Origin of the sequence: Haloferula sp. (assembly GCF_049672945.1) — a bacterium.
GTDB lineage: Bacteria > Verrucomicrobiota > Verrucomicrobiia > Verrucomicrobiales > Akkermansiaceae > Haloferula.
The window spans coordinates 49223-64547 of the sequence record NZ_JBATWY010000225.1; the positions used below are offsets into that span (position 1 = coordinate 49223).

Consider the following 15325-nt stretch of genomic DNA (forward strand, 5'->3'; position numbering starts at 1 on the left):
GCCGGAGTTCACGCTTTCGCGCTCGGATCTCCAAGCAATTTCCCGCGAGATGACCCGCTTGTTCGATCTTTTCGAGCGGGAAGCGAGATCCAGCCACCTCCGCCTTCTTCAAGCGCACTCAGCCCGGACCGAGGGTGACGGCCATGCCACCAGGTCCGGAACCGAGTCGAGCAATCATCGGATCAGCGCCAGCCAATCCTCCTTGTCGGGAGCGGTCAGCGTGTTGCCCTCGAGGGGCTTCGCCTCACCGATCTCACCGGTGCGCGGATTGTACCAGGCAAGACTGAACGGCCTGCCAATCGGAAGCTCGATCTCGGTCGAGCCACCATTCGGAAGGAAAACAAGATAGAGCTCACCGTCCTTGGCATAGCAGTAGCGGGAGTTGTCGTTCTTCGAATTCCCAACGAGTTCATCCATGCAGATCATGTCTTGGAACGGGATCTCCTGATCGCGAAAGAACTCAAGAGCGTAACGGGCGTAGTCCCAGCTCAGGTCGCGTGAGCGCCAGTCTTCCGCCACCAGATCATTCTCCGGCAGTTTGTATCCGAAGTAGTACTCCACGCCCCAGCCACCGGCGAGGAAGGTGCCCCACAGGGTGTATTTGCGAATATCATCGACGGTGGGAATCCTGCCCTTGGCATCCGACTGTCGCAGCACGGCCATGTTGGCGTAGCTGTCGTCCGGCGGCATCCCGAACTGGGCGTCGCCCGGCTCATCGAAGCTCACCAGCCATGGTTTGCCGGCCTTGGTGGCCTCGCGTGTCCATTTGGCCACCTGGTCGTGGCAGTTCCTCACGTTGCTGTTCTGCAGGGAAAGTCCCTCCAGGACCGAGGTCTTCGAAAGGTGCGGGCGGTAGACCTTGTCTTGCTGGTCGGGGAAGGTGTGGAGCACCACCGGGTGCCCGTAGGCATCCATGTTCTTGATCCACTCCGCCATCGCCTTCTGCTGCTGGAAGCTCTGGGTATTCTCCTCACCCAGATTCCAGTTCAGGGCAAGGTTGTGACCGTAGCGCGCCACCAGTTCCCGCAGGTAAAGCTTCCTTTCAGGACCGCAGTCACCCCCATCCAGCGACTGGGCGCCACCCGGCCCCTTGAGATCATCATTCTCGGTCTCCTGAAGCTTGAAGTGAAGGAACATGCCCTTGCTGGTGCCATGATCGAAAACAATGCCCCACTGATCCAATTTACTACAGTCATAGTGGAGAGTGTCTTCACGTTCAATGAACGGCCAGACGTTATCACCATCACCACCGGCGTTGTAGGGCAGAAAAGAGAAGGCGTTCATGCCTTTGCTCGCGAGGTAGTTGACCGCTCCAATCAGTCCCTTGCCCTTGCCGTCCTTCCAGCTTGGATCGTCATCCTTCCAGTCACCGATGTGCTTGGGGTACTTTTTCAGCGGGACCTTTCCCGGCTTGTTGGCGCGTGTGCCATCGAAGTCGGCGTAGCCAAGGAGTGTCTCCGGCGCATCCGCGCCTACCTTCAGGAACCAGCTCTTGTCGCCTGCGAACTGCATGTGGTGCTTGCCCGCATAGGTCAGGCGGCCGCGTGCACGAAAGTCGGGCAGCTCCTTGTCGGTGGCCGTCACGGTGAATTTGCCGCTCTTCCCATCGTACGGCACGAGCTTTTCTCCCCTTCCACCCAGAGCCGCTCCGGGACCCTGACTGAAGTGGATCGTGTAGCTCCATTCCCCGGTACGATCCGGTGAAAGATGCGCGCGCCAGATCGTGCCGGACTCAGCAGAACTGTTTGCCGCGTTGCCATTGGCCGCGAAATACCCCGGGACCGTGTAGCTCGGTGAACCGGACGAATGCGTGAAGGTCACACTGAAGCTGTTGTCGGTGAATGGGTTCGGCGAGTTGTCCTGCTCGTGGGCATAGGGGCCGTTGAGATCCAGCGACACCTTGTGCCACTCCTTCAGCTCACCACTAATGCTCACCTCTCCGTCACCGTCAGGTTTCCTTGGCAAAATCAAGGGAGGCCCCGCAGGCTTGGCTTTCCTCGGCTTTTTCGCAACGTCCGCCGGCATGGAGGCAAGCTCCATCGCGGTTTGCTCGTTGGCTGCCGTGAAGGTCAGCCCTGACCACCTGGCCCGCGACCACTCTTCGCCATCAGCCGAAGCGATCGTCGACCGCACCGAGATGATCGCATCCCGGGCGACTTCGACATCCTTCCAAGTCTTCCAATACTTTGGAGTCGCTTCAAAGGTCTTTTTTGAAATCGGGGCGACGTGCCTGCCGACCCACTCACCACCGACCTTCAGCTCGAAACTCGATCCGCCATCATTCTCACCAACCGCCTGAAGCGTGATGTCATATCTCCCTTCAGGCAGGGGAAAGACCGTCGTTGCCTCGGCAGTCTTGTGCTTGCCCGGATTGATGGCCAGCCACTTTCCTTGATCGAGGTAGTAGCCATTGCCGGCATTGAAGACCGATACAGGAATCACCCGAGAAATGGCATCACCCTCGGCTTCTTTCCCGGCTTCTGGAGCAGAAACAAACGGGAAAGGCTTCGGCGCGGTTCCTGCCTTGACCACCGCGTCGGGCCCCAGGTCCTCCGGCTGATAGTCCTTCCGGTTCGCGAGCAGGATCTTGTCGAGCTCGATTCCGTCCTCACGCATCGAAACATGAATCACATGCTCACCAGCGGTCGGCACATCCAGCGTCAGGATGCCCGGAACTCCGACGTGAACCTTGGCGGTGCGCTGCGCCGACCGCCAATGCCACTTGTTCTTCTCCACCGTTTGCCACTTCTTCGCCGTCTCCGGCCAGGTGCCATCGATGCCAAAGTGAAGCCCGTTATCCTCGGAGGTCGTCGAGAAGACGCGCGCCCACAACCAGTACTTGCCCGGGGTATTGAAATGAACCTTGTAGCTGAGAATCGCCATCTTGCCGGGTTCATCGATGAAATTTTCACCCTTGATCAGCTTGTCCGCGTGCGTCCGCCGAGTGTCCGGCAGGACCTCGAGGTAGGCTCCACCCGATGCCCCGCCGATATGGGATGGATCGCCGTCCGGCTTGAGATCCGGGCTCGCATCACGGGTCGTCAGATACCATGCGCGATTCCCGGTGAGCTCCTGCTTGAAAAAATGCTCGGCTTCAATAGCCACGATCCCGTCTTTCTCTTCGAAGACCAGGTCTGACGAGGCGACCGGTTTGGCCAGCTCATTCGCGGAGACGGCTGCCGTCAATCCGACAAGAATTAGGGCGAGGGCGGGAATTTTCATGAGATTCATGGTGAAGGGTTGAAGCTCCTGGGCCGAACGACCTCAGGGCGAGCAGATGAACCATTCCAAGCGTCTTCTTCTTTCAACCCAATCTCTAAATCGGGCCGATTTCCCCCGTTCCGGGACAAAACCCTGTCTTCCGCCGCGCTCCCGATTGTCTCGACAACTCGGCCAACGCCCTGGGTCACTCCTCTTTCTCATCCGGGGTCGCCGCACCCTCGATTTTCTCTCCAACCTTCCGGATGAATCGGCCCGTCGCCGCAGCTCCCTTTTTCACCCCTTCCTCAGTTTTCTCCACCGCCGTTTTCACGCCCTGCTCGGTCTTCTCACCGGCCGTCTGCAGTCCACGCCCGGTCGCACCGATCGCCTGATCGAGACGCTCTCCCGGCGTCGGCTTCTGATCAAGTTCTTCGGCGGCTTCCTCGACTTCGTCGGCCACGTCGTCCGCCGCCTTTCCCCCTTCTGCCACCGACTGATCAAGATCCTCCGCAGCCCCTTCCATCGAGGCCTCATCATCCGGCACCGCGACCGCCTTCGGCACGTCACTTTCGTGCCGCTCGCAAGCCACCAGAATCCCCACCAGCATGATCACTGTTGGAAAACGTGTTTTCATGCGCACGATCCCTAGCCGGATTCGCTCTCTCCGCCAACCGCAACCTGCGCCTTCTCCACGGGAAAATGAGACGACCCGGCGATCGATTAGGATTTCCCCGGACTCGCGTTCCTCCCCATTTATGGGAAGGGTATCCCATGGGCCTCTACCGCGATCGGATTTTCCCCGCCTGCTACGACCTGCTGATGGGCATGGGCAAGCTTGAATCGCTGCGTCAGGATGCCCTCGCCCCAGTACGGGGTGACATTCTGGAGATCGGGATCGGCACCGGCTTGAACCTCGCCCATTACCCGGAACCCGTCCGCTCCATCGTCGGCATCGACTCCAACCCCGGCATGCTCAAGCAACTCTCGGCCAAGCTCCGAACCAGCCCGGTCGATGTCCGCATCGAATGTGCCGGCGCCGACCAACTACCCTTCCCCGACGACTCCTTCGACACCGTCGTCTCCACTCTCGTTCTCTGCAGCCTGCCGGATCGTCCCGCGGCGCTTCGCGAAATCCAGCGCGTCCTTCGACCCAACGGCCGCTTCGTCTTTCTCGAGCATGGCCTCAGCCCGGACCCCAAAGTTGCCGCCTGGCAAACCCGGCTCAACTCCATCCAACGCCGTTTCGCCGTCGGCTGCCTGCTCGACGTCCCTGTCAATCAGGAACTGGAAAGCGCAGGCTTCGCCTTCGAACAACTCTCAATGGGTTACCAAAAGGGCGAGTCGAAAACCCACGGCTACCTCTACCAGGGCATCGCGATCCTTGGAACCGTCTAGGACTGAATCCGAGCCTCACCGAATCATCTCCCGGAACAGCGACCGCCACGTCGGCCATTCGTGACCTCCCGATTGCCACAGCGTCTGCTCCTCACTCAGAAAATCCTGAGCAAAAAGCCGGTTCGATTCCACGAGCCGATCTTCCGTGCCACACGCAAGAATGACTTCAGGCCGATCACGCTGCTCCAACCATTTCAACTCAAGACTTCTCCAGAGCCGACGCGAATAATCCCGATCCCCCGTCGGCTCTCCCTTCCAATTCCGGACACCTCCCGCCGAACGGATCTCCTCGGTGACCTTCTCTTCACCAACGAACGGGGAGAGCAGATACATTTCATCGATGTCTTCGGGATACTCCAGATCGTGAATCAACGCACCGAGTCCGCCCATCGAGATACCCACGACCCGGACCCGTTTCACTCCCCGCGATCTTGCTGGAGCAATGACATCTTCATGCAGCCGCTTCGCCGACAAACGCTTCCGGTAGTAGCCGAGATGAAGATCGACCGCCACTAATTCGGCATCCGGCCAGCGCTCACTTGCAATCTGGAAAAAGCCCTCGCGTTTGAACTCATCCATCGTACTCCAGCGACCTGGAAGAAAGACCACCAACTCCTCCCCGTCGTGAGCTCCGGCCTTCAGATCCGCGACCGGTGCCGGTGTCGAACGAGGCAGGAATCCGCATGAGTTCAACAGCAGAACCAAGATTGAGAGTATTCTCTTCACCTGACCACCATGTCCTCGAACTACGGATGAGCACGCGAAAATCCAGCGGCTCGCAAAAACCCGGGAAAGCACGACCGCACCCTCAGCGGGAGATTGACTCCGCCGCCGAAAGCCGCTGCCATGCGTCATGCTGAATCGACGGACATTCCTCAAACAAGCAGTCGCTACCGGCACCCTCGCCGGGGTCGCTGGAGCCAATCCCAAGAATTCCCCGAAATCCAACCCGTGGCCAATCCTCCTCTTCGAAAAGCCCGTCCAGGCCCTCAGCTACGACGAAATTGGTGAGAAAATCGCCGCGATGGGCATCGACGGCATCGAAGCCACTATTCGAAAAAATGGGCATATTCTCCCTGAGAATGCTGCCAAACAAGTCCCCGGGATGGTCAAGTCGCTCGAAAAATTCCGACTTCACACCATCGTTGCAACCACCGACGTGGTTGCCGCCGACTCAAACACCTCCGACTTCCTGAAAGTCCTCAAGGACAACGGCATCACCCGCTACCGGATGGGTTTCTATCGCTATGCCAGAAAAGGCAATCCCATGGATCAGGTCCCGGCGTTTCGAGAAAAACTCCTTGGCCTCGCCGAACTTAACGAACAACTCGGCATGCAGGGACTCTATCAGATTCATTCTGGACATGACGGCGTCGGCTACGTGGGTTCGCTAGTCTGGGACGTGGTCGGAATGCTGAAAGATATCAACCCGAAGTCCCTCGGCCTCGCCTACGACCTGCGTCACACCCGCACCGACACCGGCCATTCATGGAAGCAGGCCGCAGACGTCGCCAGGAATCACATCGGTGCTCTCTTCATCAAGGATGCCAAGTGGATCGGTGAGCGGAGCGAACAGCGCGCCAACGTCCCCCTTGATACCGGATTCGTGAATCAAGAAATCTTCAACTACGTCCGTCAGGATCTCGACCCGATGCCTCTCAGCCTGCACATGGAGTGGGGCAAACATCCGATTTATCCGAAAGAGTCCGCCCAGGAAGCCTGGAAGATGATTGCTCAGGACATGGAGGTCCTGAAAAAATGGCGCGGGTGAAGCGACTCCGAAGCTCCCCGAGCCGAGGTGCTTCAGACACCCTCTGACTTACTTTCCGTCAATCCACTTGACCCCATATTCATTCGAAGGATCACGATAGATCGAGTGCAGATGATCCAGCGGATCACCACCAAGATCCTGACCCGCATACTCGATCACAACTCCCGGGCCACTGAGATGATACGACATGTCGCTTCCCAAAGCGAACGGCCCATTCCAAGTGAACACGGTCTCATCAAGTTGGGCTTCGATTTCCTTAAGCCGAATCTCCGCCGACCTTGTCGGAATATCATCCACCCACAACTTGACCAGCTTCATCAAAATCGCCCGCTGCTCGATCGTCAACTCCTTACCTGAGACACCAGTTAGATCGGGCACGACGCCATCCTTGCCCGCTCCCGCGAGCATGCGTCTCCGTTTCGCCCCCTGAATCGCCTCTTTCCGCTGATCCTCAGTCAAGTTGTTGATGAACTCATAGCCCAGCGCGGTCTCCTCCTTCATCGGAACTATTTCCTCATCTCCCAGCAGGAATCGATGGGGCTGGGTGCCGATGAATGACGGCGACATCGTCACCTCATCCCCGACGATCGTTAGATTGATCGCCACATGGTGGCCGTCCCACTGCACAGCCCAGGGTTCCGTCTCAGACGGTGTTCCAAAGATCGCAATCCAGTAGTTCGCCGAACCAAAACCACCTCGCCTCTTCGCCTGCTTTTCGGATTTCAGCAGCAGGTCGTCCGCCAACATGATGTTGCGTGACTTCATGTATCCTTCCCGGCTCATCACGGTGGAAAGGAATGCGCAAGCTGCCTCAAGCTGTTCGCGATCGAGATCACCAAGCCTCAAACCTCCGTCGTCCTCGCTTGATGGAACATTGGTCCACTCCCGCCTTTCCGGATCATCCATTGGTAAAATCAACTGCTTTCGCAATTCGGGCGATAGCACTTCGAGAAGAGCCTCGGCCGCCTCGACCATCGCCTTTGGAGAATGATTCGTCTCAGCTGGCTTGGCCGTCGCGAATACCTCGCTCGCCAAAGTCCACGCCTTGTGATTCTCCCACGAAAACCCCGTCGTAATGACCAAGGCCGCTGCTAGAATGGACGCGAAACTTCTCCTCATGAATGATACCCTCCCCTTCATGACGACTGAGTGCAAAGCAATTTCACACGCCAACCAGCGCCACCCCTGAATCGCAAGGATCAGCCCGCGACATCAATCGCCAGCCGCCGCGCCTTGATCGCCTCGATCAGCGAAATCTCAGCCTCCAGTAGCGCGTGGGCGGCGACAATCATGGCATCCCTAGCATGATCCTCTTTCCGGTCCGCATCCTTTTCAATCCGATGAATCTCGATGTCGGTCTTCAAATCTTCCAGCCGGCTAATCACCTGATCCTTGGTCTCCTCGAACCACTCCTTGATCCGCTCGCCCGCCTTGTGCGCATCCTCGCGTTTGGTGTCACGCAGCGCGGTCGCTTCCATCAAACCATTTTCAAGCACCGACAACTCACACTCTTCATCAAGATGCCGACTGACATGGGTCAGTGACTCCTTGGCGGTGCTCAGTTCTTCACGGATATGATCATGGTGACGTTTGGGAATCTTCATCGTGTCTTGAGTTTCTCAGCGAGGATAGGAAGCGAGCCATCGGATGCCAGTGAATTTTCACCCAGCACCGGCAGCGAACCCGCCGACCCTCACTGGCCACGCCCAATTGATTGGGAGAATATGCGGAACCTTTGAAGAGCGGGGCGGTGGTGCGCATCGAGCGAAACCCTAGTCTCGAATCGCCATGAAAAGAAACGAATCCATCTCAAAGATCATGAAGCGCCAAGTGATCACTCTCACCCACGGCGACCCGATCTCAAGAATCCGCAAGACCTTCACCGATACCGGTGTAGGCCACCTGCCCGTTGTGAACGACGGCCAACTCGTCGGCATCGTCAGTTGGACCGACCTGATGCGCGTCAGCTTCGGCGATGCCTTCGGCGAAAGCACCGACGCAGTCGATGCCACCCTCGATCACACGATCACCCTTGAGCAGCTCATGGAGCCCAACCCCGTCACCCTCGATCATACCGCCACCATCCGCGACGCCGCCGCCATTCTTTCCAAAGCCGACTTCCACTCCCTTCCGGTCGTCGATGGCGAACACCTCGTCGGCATCGTCACCTCCTCGGACCTCATCTCCTATCTCAATGAACTGCTCTGAGCTCTACGAAAGCCCACCAAACCCTCGTTTCCTTCACTGACATTCCGCTAATTCCGCCAACCAAGGTCCATCCCAGAATGCGAAAGCTGGAAATTTTCACTCACTCCGCTATCTCACGTCCACCGAGTGAAAGGCCTCTCCATTCTCATCCTTCTGGTCGGTGGCTTGCTCCAAGCCGCCCAGCCGCTGACCAAGTTGCCCAACTGTGTTCTCGTCCCCACCGAATGGGCCGATGGTGACAGCTTCCTGATCCGCACCAGCGACGGCAACGAACACACGGTCCGACTCTACGGCACCGACTGCATCGAGGCACGCGTCACCGACAACTCCGACGCCCGACGTCTGCGTAGCCAACGCCGCTATTTCGGCATCTCCGAAGCCGGCGGTTCCCCGCAGTCGTCGATCGCCATCGCCAAGGACTTCGGCGAGAAAGCCGCTCAACGCACCGTGGCACTGCTGCAGCAACCGTTCACCGTTTATACCGCCTTCTCCGATGCTCGCGGCGACGGCCGATACAAACGCATCTACGCCTTCGTCACCACCGCCGAAAAACGCGACCTCGCCTCCCAACTCGTTGGCGAGGGTCTCGCCCGAGCCTTCGGAGTCTATCGTGAAACTCCCAACAAAGATCACGCCGACACCTACCGTGAAGAACTCCGTGACCTCGAACTTCAAGCAGCAAAGCGCGGTGCCGGTGTCTGGGCCAAAACTGATTGGGAAAAACTTCCGGCCGAACGTCGGCTCGAACGCAGCGAAGAAGCCGAACTCGCCCTTGCCACCGATGCTGGCTCGAGCATTGAACCCAATTCGATCGATCCCAATACAGCCGCCCGCGACGAACTCATGCGCCTCCCCGGCATTGGTGAAGTCACCGCCAACGCCATCATCGAAAACCGCCCCTTCAAGTCGATCGACGAACTCACCCGTGTCTCCGGCATTGGTCCGAAAACGCTCGAACGAATTCGTGGCTCCCTACGAATAGGAGAATGATTTCTCCCAGCTCAAGATCTCAGGCAAAGTCGCTCCATCCACCAACACCAACACCAACGGGGTTGCGTCGTTATCCTTACCAGCCATCTCCTTACTACCCGCCCCGTAGAATCTCCAATGGCGGATGATTGCAGACGCCCCGACTCAGGGCGAGCCCCCCGAGCACCGCAATCGCCGTCACACTTCCAAACGCCACCACCAGCAGCGCCGGATCAGGCCACGGTGAGGCGTCGAAAACAAATACCGCCAGTGCCGCATTCGCCGCCACCGCCAGCAGCACACCCGTCAGCGCCGATAGGATCCCAAGTGCGGCATACTCGATCACCAGGATTGCACGCACCTGCTTCGCAGACGCTCCAAGCGTCCGCAGCAGCACGCTTTCCTTCAGCCGCACATCACGACCATTCAGTAACGTCCCGATCAAAATCGGCAAGCCCGCCAATACCGTGAACCCTGCCAAGATCGTCACCACCATCGAGATCTTCCCAAGAATCTCTCGGACCGTTTCAAGAATCAGCGTCAGATCGATCGCCGTGACATTCGCAAATTTCGCAGCCAGCGCACGTTGCAGCTCCCCCGATGCTTCCGGCGTCGGCGTGCGTGTCGTCACCACATGGAATCCCGGCGCGTCTTCCAGCACTCCCGGCGGAAATACCATGAAGAAGTTCAGGTTGAAGCGACTCCAATCCACACGCCGCAAACTCGTCACCCGTGTCCGGATCGGAACACCCTGCACATCGAGCGTGATCTCATCGCCGATCCCCACCTTCATGTCCTTCGCAATGTCCTCCTCCAGGGAAAGCGGCACCACCCCGGCCGGATCCGCCCGCTCGGTCGCCAGCTCGCCCGCCACCAGCGTCTCGGTGAAATTCAACTCATCCCGATAGGACGAACGAAATTCCCGCCTCGCCACCCAACGCGGCACACCCTTCGCCTCGCCGACCGCGACCCCACGGATCGATTGAATCCGCATCGTCACCATCGGCGCGCTTTCCAGCAAGGGTAGCCCCTTTTCCTCCAACACCTCCGTCACCCCGGCCACCTGATCGGGCTGCACATCGATGAGATACAAATTCGGACTCTCTTCCGACTGTTGGATATCGAGCCGATCATTCAAAAGCCTGCCTGCCGAGAGAATCGTCACCAACAGAAAGGTCCCGAGCCCCAGCGAAAGCAGAAAAAGCAGCGTCTGGTTCCCCGGCCGATGCAGATTCGAGAAACCCTGCCGCAGCAAATACGGCCAACGCCTGCCGACCACCCGACGCGTCACCGCCATCAGCCCGCGCGCCACTCCCACCAGAGCCAGAAAGGCAATCACCATCCCTCCGACCATCGCCAGCGCACGCTTCCAGCTCGGATCATTGGCATGCGCCACCATCACCAGCAATCCCACCAACAAACCGTAAATCGGCAGCGATCTCAGCAAGTCCCCTTTCAAACCACCACTGCGCAAAGTCACCGCCGGCGAGATTTCGCGGATCTTCATCAGTGGCAGCAGCGCAAATCCACAACATACGGCGAATCCCGTAGCCGTCGTCTGCGCCACGATCTTCCATTCCGGCGAAGGGCTCACCGATATCGGCAATTCATCACGAAAGGCTTCTAACAAACCCATCTGCATTCCAATCCCGAGCCCCGCACCCAGCAGCGCTCCGAACAGACCGAGCGCCATCGCCTGCGCGAAATAGATCCCGAAAGCAAGATGTCCCGGACACCCGAGACAACGCAGAATCGCAATCGTTGAAATCCGACGCGTGACATGCGCATGCACCGCCCCCGCCACCCCGATCGCCCCCAACGCAAGCGATGCCAGTGCGATCAGGCCGAGGAACTGTTGGAAATTATCAAGCGCATCGCCCAGGTTCTCGCGACGATCCTCAGGTGTCTCCAGTCGCCACGGCGTGTCCGGAAAGTCTTCACGCACCCGGTCCTTCAGCTCTCTCGACAAAGGACCACCCTCGATCTCCAGATGCACCTGGTAGGCCGCCATGCTGTTCCGGGTCAGCAGCCCGGTGCGCTCGATGTCCGCCAGATTGACATAGGCCTCGGGAGCAAATCCACTGAAGCGATTGCCACGCGGTGCCGGCTTGTCGACTACTCCCAGAATCCTTAAGCGAATCCCCCCGAGCTCGACCTCATCACCGACCTTGGCTCCGAACTGATCGAGGATCGCCGGCTCCAACAAGACGCCACCCCCACCCTTCAGCTTCCCCCACGCATCCGCCGGACGCGTCTCCACTTCTCCATAGAACGGATAGTCTCCCTCGATCCCCCGCACTTGCATCAAACGCGCCCCGCCGTCCGGTAAAAACCGCATCATCGATGGAAAGCTGATCTCACGGCTCGACCGGCTCGCCATTTCAGCCAACTGGCTTACCTCATCAACACTGATCTCCTTGCGTGAAGACACTCGAAGATCAGAGCCTAACAGCGCCTTCGCCTCCGAAGCGATGCCTCGTTCCACACTGGTCTTCAACGAATGAATCGCCGTCAGCGCCGCGATCCCCGACACGATCGCCAGCGAAAAAATCACCAGCCGCACCCGCTGCGAACGGCTGTCCCGCCACGCCATCCGCCACACCCAGGGATGAAACAAAGCCGCCCACAAGCTGCCCGGCAGCCCTCTCTTGTTAGATCCCATCATTTTCGTCCACTGAATCAGAATTCAAACCACGGAATACACAGAATACACGGATTGAAAGGCAGGGATTAATTGCTCTCACGGCGAAGCCATCAAACCTCTGCTTCCTCCTGTAAAAATGCCTTTCAGTTTCAAAATCTGCGTCCATCAGCGTTCATCTGTGGTTTCCGTTTCCGTGTATTCTGTGTATTCCGTGGTCTACCCTCTTCCTTTCCAGATTCGCGTTCATTCGCGTCCATTCGCGGTTAAATTCTCCTCCTCAGAAACGATCTTCCCCCCACTCATCGTCACCACCCGGTGCGCCTTCGCCGCCAGCGCCGGATCGTGAGTCACCAGCACCAGCGCCGTCCCCGCCTCGCGGTTCAAACGGAAAAGCATCTCGACGATCGGCGCACTCGTTTCAGCATCCAGATTTCCCGTCGGCTCATCGGCAAAGAGAATCTTCGGCCGATGAATAAACGCCCGCGCCAGCGCCACACGCTGCTGCTCGCCACCGGAAAGCTGCAAAGGATAATGATCAAGCCGATCCCCGAGGCCAACCTCCGTGAGCAATCTCTCCGCCTCCTTTTCGATCTCCCTGCCGGATTCCCCGCGCAGCTCCAGCGGCACCAGCACATTCTCAATCGCCGTCAGCGTCGGGATCAGCTGGAAACTCTGGAAAACGAAGCCGACCAGCCGGTTGCGTAGGGCCGCCCGCGCATCCTGATCCATCGCCTCAATCGCCTGCCCATCCAGCTCCACCGATCCCGCACTCGCATCGTCCAGGCCCGCGCAAAGCCCGAGCAGGGTCGTCTTACCACTCCCCGATGGCCCAATGATCGCCAATGTGTCGCCCTCTTCGAGACTCAGGCTCACATCCTTCAGCACCGTCAGCTCATGGCTCGCCGTCTGATGCACTTTTCGCAGACCCGACACCTTCAGGATCGGTCGTTTGACAGCACTCGGAGCGGATTCTAGACTAGCGGCCGATGGAGATGACATTGCGGAGAAATTTCATGTTAGGGCTACTGTTCGCAGCGGGCACCGCACTATTGGCCGAGGAAACTCCGAATGCAAACGGCACGACAAAGCGGATCGTCGTCCTCGGCGACAGCATCACCGCTGGCTATGGCCTCGATCCGAAGGAAGCCTACCCCGCTTTGCTCCAAGCCAAGATTGACGACGCCGGACTTTCCTACACCGTCGCCAATGCCGGCGTCAGCGGCGACACCACCGCCGGCGGCCTGCGCCGCGTCGCCTGGGCCATGGGAAAAGGAGCCGACCTCCTGATCATCGCGCTCGGCGGCAACGACGGCCTGCGCGGCATTTCTCCCGAGGAAACCAAGAAGAACCTGCTCGGCATCGTCGCCAAAGCCCGCACCAGGAATCCTGACATCGAAGTCTTCATCGCCGGCATGCAAATGCCCGACAACATGGGTAAAGACTTCACCGCCCGCTTCCAAGCCGTCTTCCCCGAAGCCGCCAAGGAATCCAAATCCACCCTCATCCCCTTTCTCCTCGAAGGCGTCGGCAACGTCGAAAACCTCAACCAACCCGACGGCATCCACCCGACGGCGGAGGGTCAGGTGAAGGTGGCGGAAAATGTTTGGAAGGTCCTTCGGTCGGTGGTCGAGTCGTAGCCTTGAACTACGAGACTGACTCGCCAAAGACCCTCAACCATGGAGAAGATCGTGAACGCCGCATTTCACGGACCCCTTCACGACTGACCTCATCTCTCGTCGCATCAAACCCATCGTCCCGACCCAACCATGAAAACGCTTCTCCATCTCGTCGTCTCTCTAGTCCTCCTGCAACTCAGTGCCACGGCTCAGTCCAAAAAGCTCAAGGTCTTCATCCTCGCAGGTCAGTCGAACATGGAGGGCCATGCACGCGTGGAAACCTTTGACTACATCGGCGACGATCCCGCCACTGCGCCGCTGCTCGAGCAGATGCGCGGGCCGGACGGCAAAGCTGCCGTCGCCGACGACGTGTGGATCTCCTACCTGACCGGGCATCACGAAGGCAAAGCCAACGGCGAGGGAACCGGCAAGCTCACCACGGGCTACGGTGCCCGAGGCTCCAATCCCACCAAGGACGGCGGCAAGATCGGCCCGGAGTTTACCTTTGGCCTGACGATGGATACCACGCTCGAAGAGCCGGTTCTGATCATCAAGACCGCGTGGGGCGGCCGAAGCCTGAACACCCAGTTCCGCCCACCAAGCGCCGGGCCGTACGAGTTCAGCGAAGCGCAAATTGCGAAGATGCTGAAACAGGGCAAGGACATTGAAGCGGAGAAAGCCAAAAAGGCAGAAGAGTCCGGGCGCTTCTACAATTACATGGTCGACCACGTGAAAAGCGTGCTGGCCGATCCCGAGCGCGTCTGCCCCGACTACGATCCTGCCGCAGGCTACGAGATCGTCGGCTTCGTTTGGTTCCAAGGCTTCAATGACTTGGTCGACGGCAACACCTATCCCACTGGTGCGGATGGCAAAACTCGGGACTACTCGAACTACAGCAAGTGGATGGCCGATTTCATCCGCGATGTGCGCAAGGACCTGAAGGCACCCAGATTGCCCTTTGTCATCGGGGTGCTTGGCGTCGGTGGCGTAAATGCCAACGAGGGTACGATCGCCTTCCGCAAAGCGATGGCGGCTCCCGCCTCGATGCCAGAATTCAAAGGCAACGTCATGGCGGTGGAGACCGCTCCGTTCTGGCCGGACGAACTCGCAGCGATTGATATGAAGCGCGCCAAGGTGAAGCAGATGGGCCACTTGCTTAAGGTCAAAAACAAGAACTCTCCGAACAAGGACGGCACGATGGACAAGGCGGCACAAGAGGAATATCTCAAGCAATTCGAGGCCGAGCTCATCAGTCCGGAGGAAGCCACCATGTGGGCTCGTGGCGCATCCAACGCCGGCTATCACTACATGGGTTGCGCCAAAACCTTCGCGCTCATGGGCAAGGCCTTCGCCGAGGCGAATCTTCAGATGCTGGGAGCGCAATCCCGCGAATGAGCAGAAGGATGTGATCCGGGTCAGTTGAATCATCAGAGGGTTCGGTCCCGAAAAACGGAGATTCAGTGTCGTAGCTCGCGGCAAGATCACATCGAGGAACTGGGTGCTCAATTCTAAGGCAATAAC

The 15325-nt window shown here is 58.7% G+C and carries 13 protein-coding genes; 6 read left to right on the plus strand and 7 right to left on the minus strand.

Going from position 1 to position 15325, the window contains the following annotated elements; translation table 11 throughout:
• Nucleotides 1-174 precede the first annotated feature (174 nt).
• Both WBG04_RS19755 and WBG04_RS19760 read right to left on the minus strand, forming a co-directional pair.
• A complete protein-coding gene (locus WBG04_RS19755) occupies nucleotides 175-3222 on the minus strand; it encodes a DUF5060 domain-containing protein (RefSeq protein WP_424316441.1) in 3048 nt (1015 codons plus the stop codon).
• Nucleotides 3223-3406: 184 nt separating this feature from the next.
• Nucleotides 3407-3835, minus strand: coding sequence for a hypothetical protein (locus WBG04_RS19760; RefSeq protein ID WP_424316442.1), 429 nt, complete (start codon nucleotides 3833-3835; stop codon nucleotides 3407-3409).
• 137 nt (nucleotides 3836-3972) lie between these two features.
• Here WBG04_RS19760 and WBG04_RS19765 point away from each other — a divergent pair, with 137 nt between their 5' ends.
• Complete coding sequence (locus tag WBG04_RS19765; RefSeq protein WP_424316443.1) at nucleotides 3973-4596, plus strand: class I SAM-dependent methyltransferase; 624 nt, start codon at nucleotides 3973-3975, stop codon at nucleotides 4594-4596.
• A 15-nt stretch (nucleotides 4597-4611) separates the two neighbouring features.
• Here WBG04_RS19765 and WBG04_RS19770 read toward each other — a convergent pair whose 3' ends face one another.
• Nucleotides 4612-5301, minus strand: coding sequence for an alpha/beta hydrolase-fold protein (locus WBG04_RS19770; RefSeq protein WP_424316444.1), 690 nt, complete (start codon nucleotides 5299-5301; stop codon nucleotides 4612-4614).
• Between the two features lie 148 nt (nucleotides 5302-5449).
• Here WBG04_RS19770 and WBG04_RS19775 point away from each other — a divergent pair, with 148 nt between their 5' ends.
• Nucleotides 5450-6367: a sugar phosphate isomerase/epimerase family protein gene (locus tag WBG04_RS19775; protein WP_424316445.1), complete on the plus strand. Its 918-nt coding sequence runs from the start codon at nucleotides 5450-5452 to the stop codon at nucleotides 6365-6367.
• A gap of 48 nt (nucleotides 6368-6415) precedes the next feature.
• On the opposite strand, the gene WBG04_RS19780 is transcribed toward WBG04_RS19775, so the two are convergent.
• The gene (locus WBG04_RS19780) at nucleotides 6416-7486 is read right to left on the minus strand and encodes a DUF3500 domain-containing protein (RefSeq protein ID WP_424316446.1); all 1071 of its coding nucleotides are present in this window, start codon (nucleotides 7484-7486) and stop codon (nucleotides 6416-6418) included.
• Between the two features lie 80 nt (nucleotides 7487-7566).
• Nucleotides 7567-7971 (minus strand): hypothetical protein, encoded by a 405-nt coding sequence (locus tag WBG04_RS19785; protein WP_424316447.1) that lies wholly within the window; start codon nucleotides 7969-7971, stop codon nucleotides 7567-7569.
• Nucleotides 7972-8155: 184 nt separating this feature from the next.
• Between WBG04_RS19785 and WBG04_RS19790 the strand changes: the two genes are divergently transcribed.
• Nucleotides 8156-8575: a CBS domain-containing protein gene (locus WBG04_RS19790; RefSeq protein ID WP_424316448.1), complete on the plus strand. Its 420-nt coding sequence runs from the start codon at nucleotides 8156-8158 to the stop codon at nucleotides 8573-8575.
• 126 nt (nucleotides 8576-8701) lie between these two features.
• Nucleotides 8702-9565 (plus strand): helix-hairpin-helix domain-containing protein, encoded by an 864-nt coding sequence (locus tag WBG04_RS19795; protein ID WP_424316449.1) that lies wholly within the window; start codon nucleotides 8702-8704, stop codon nucleotides 9563-9565.
• A gap of 94 nt (nucleotides 9566-9659) precedes the next feature.
• On the opposite strand, the gene WBG04_RS19800 is transcribed toward WBG04_RS19795, so the two are convergent.
• The gene (locus tag WBG04_RS19800; protein ID WP_424316450.1) at nucleotides 9660-12209 is read right to left on the minus strand and encodes an ABC transporter permease; all 2550 of its coding nucleotides are present in this window, start codon (nucleotides 12207-12209) and stop codon (nucleotides 9660-9662) included.
• Between the two features lie 222 nt (nucleotides 12210-12431).
• A complete protein-coding gene (locus WBG04_RS19805; protein WP_424316451.1) occupies nucleotides 12432-13187 on the minus strand; it encodes an ABC transporter ATP-binding protein in 756 nt (251 codons plus the stop codon).
• A gap of 14 nt (nucleotides 13188-13201) precedes the next feature.
• Between WBG04_RS19805 and WBG04_RS19810 the strand changes: the two genes are divergently transcribed.
• Together WBG04_RS19810 and WBG04_RS19815 are read left to right on the plus strand one after the other, a co-directional pair.
• A complete protein-coding gene (locus WBG04_RS19810; RefSeq protein WP_424316452.1) occupies nucleotides 13202-13825 on the plus strand; it encodes an arylesterase in 624 nt (207 codons plus the stop codon).
• A 129-nt stretch (nucleotides 13826-13954) separates the two neighbouring features.
• Nucleotides 13955-15199, plus strand: a complete 1245-nt coding sequence (locus tag WBG04_RS19815) for a sialate O-acetylesterase (RefSeq protein WP_424316453.1) — start codon at nucleotides 13955-13957, stop codon at nucleotides 15197-15199.
• Nucleotides 15200-15325: the final 126 nt, after the last annotated feature.

Coding starts and splice junctions, on each gene's coding strand:
- WBG04_RS19775 (WP_424316445.1), top strand. CDS start 5,450: ATGCTGAATCGACGGACATTCCTCAAACAAGCAGTCGCTACCGGCACC.
- WBG04_RS19780 (WP_424316446.1), bottom strand. CDS start 7,486: ATGAGGAGAAGTTTCGCGTCCATTCTAGCAGCGGCCTTGGTCATTACG.
- WBG04_RS19815 (WP_424316453.1), top strand. CDS start 13,955: ATGAAAACGCTTCTCCATCTCGTCGTCTCTCTAGTCCTCCTGCAACTC.
- WBG04_RS19755 (WP_424316441.1), bottom strand. CDS start 3,222: ATGAAAATTCCCGCCCTCGCCCTAATTCTTGTCGGATTGACGGCAGCC.
- WBG04_RS19765 (WP_424316443.1), top strand. CDS start 3,973: ATGGGCCTCTACCGCGATCGGATTTTCCCCGCCTGCTACGACCTGCTG.
- WBG04_RS19760 (WP_424316442.1), bottom strand. CDS start 3,835: ATGAAAACACGTTTTCCAACAGTGATCATGCTGGTGGGGATTCTGGTG.
- WBG04_RS19810 (WP_424316452.1), top strand. CDS start 13,202: ATGTTAGGGCTACTGTTCGCAGCGGGCACCGCACTATTGGCCGAGGAA.
- WBG04_RS19800 (WP_424316450.1), bottom strand. CDS start 12,209: ATGATGGGATCTAACAAGAGAGGGCTGCCGGGCAGCTTGTGGGCGGCT.
- WBG04_RS19805 (WP_424316451.1), bottom strand. CDS start 13,187: ATGTCATCTCCATCGGCCGCTAGTCTAGAATCCGCTCCGAGTGCTGTC.
- WBG04_RS19785 (WP_424316447.1), bottom strand. CDS start 7,971: ATGAAGATTCCCAAACGTCACCATGATCATATCCGTGAAGAACTGAGC.
- WBG04_RS19790 (WP_424316448.1), top strand. CDS start 8,156: ATGAAAAGAAACGAATCCATCTCAAAGATCATGAAGCGCCAAGTGATC.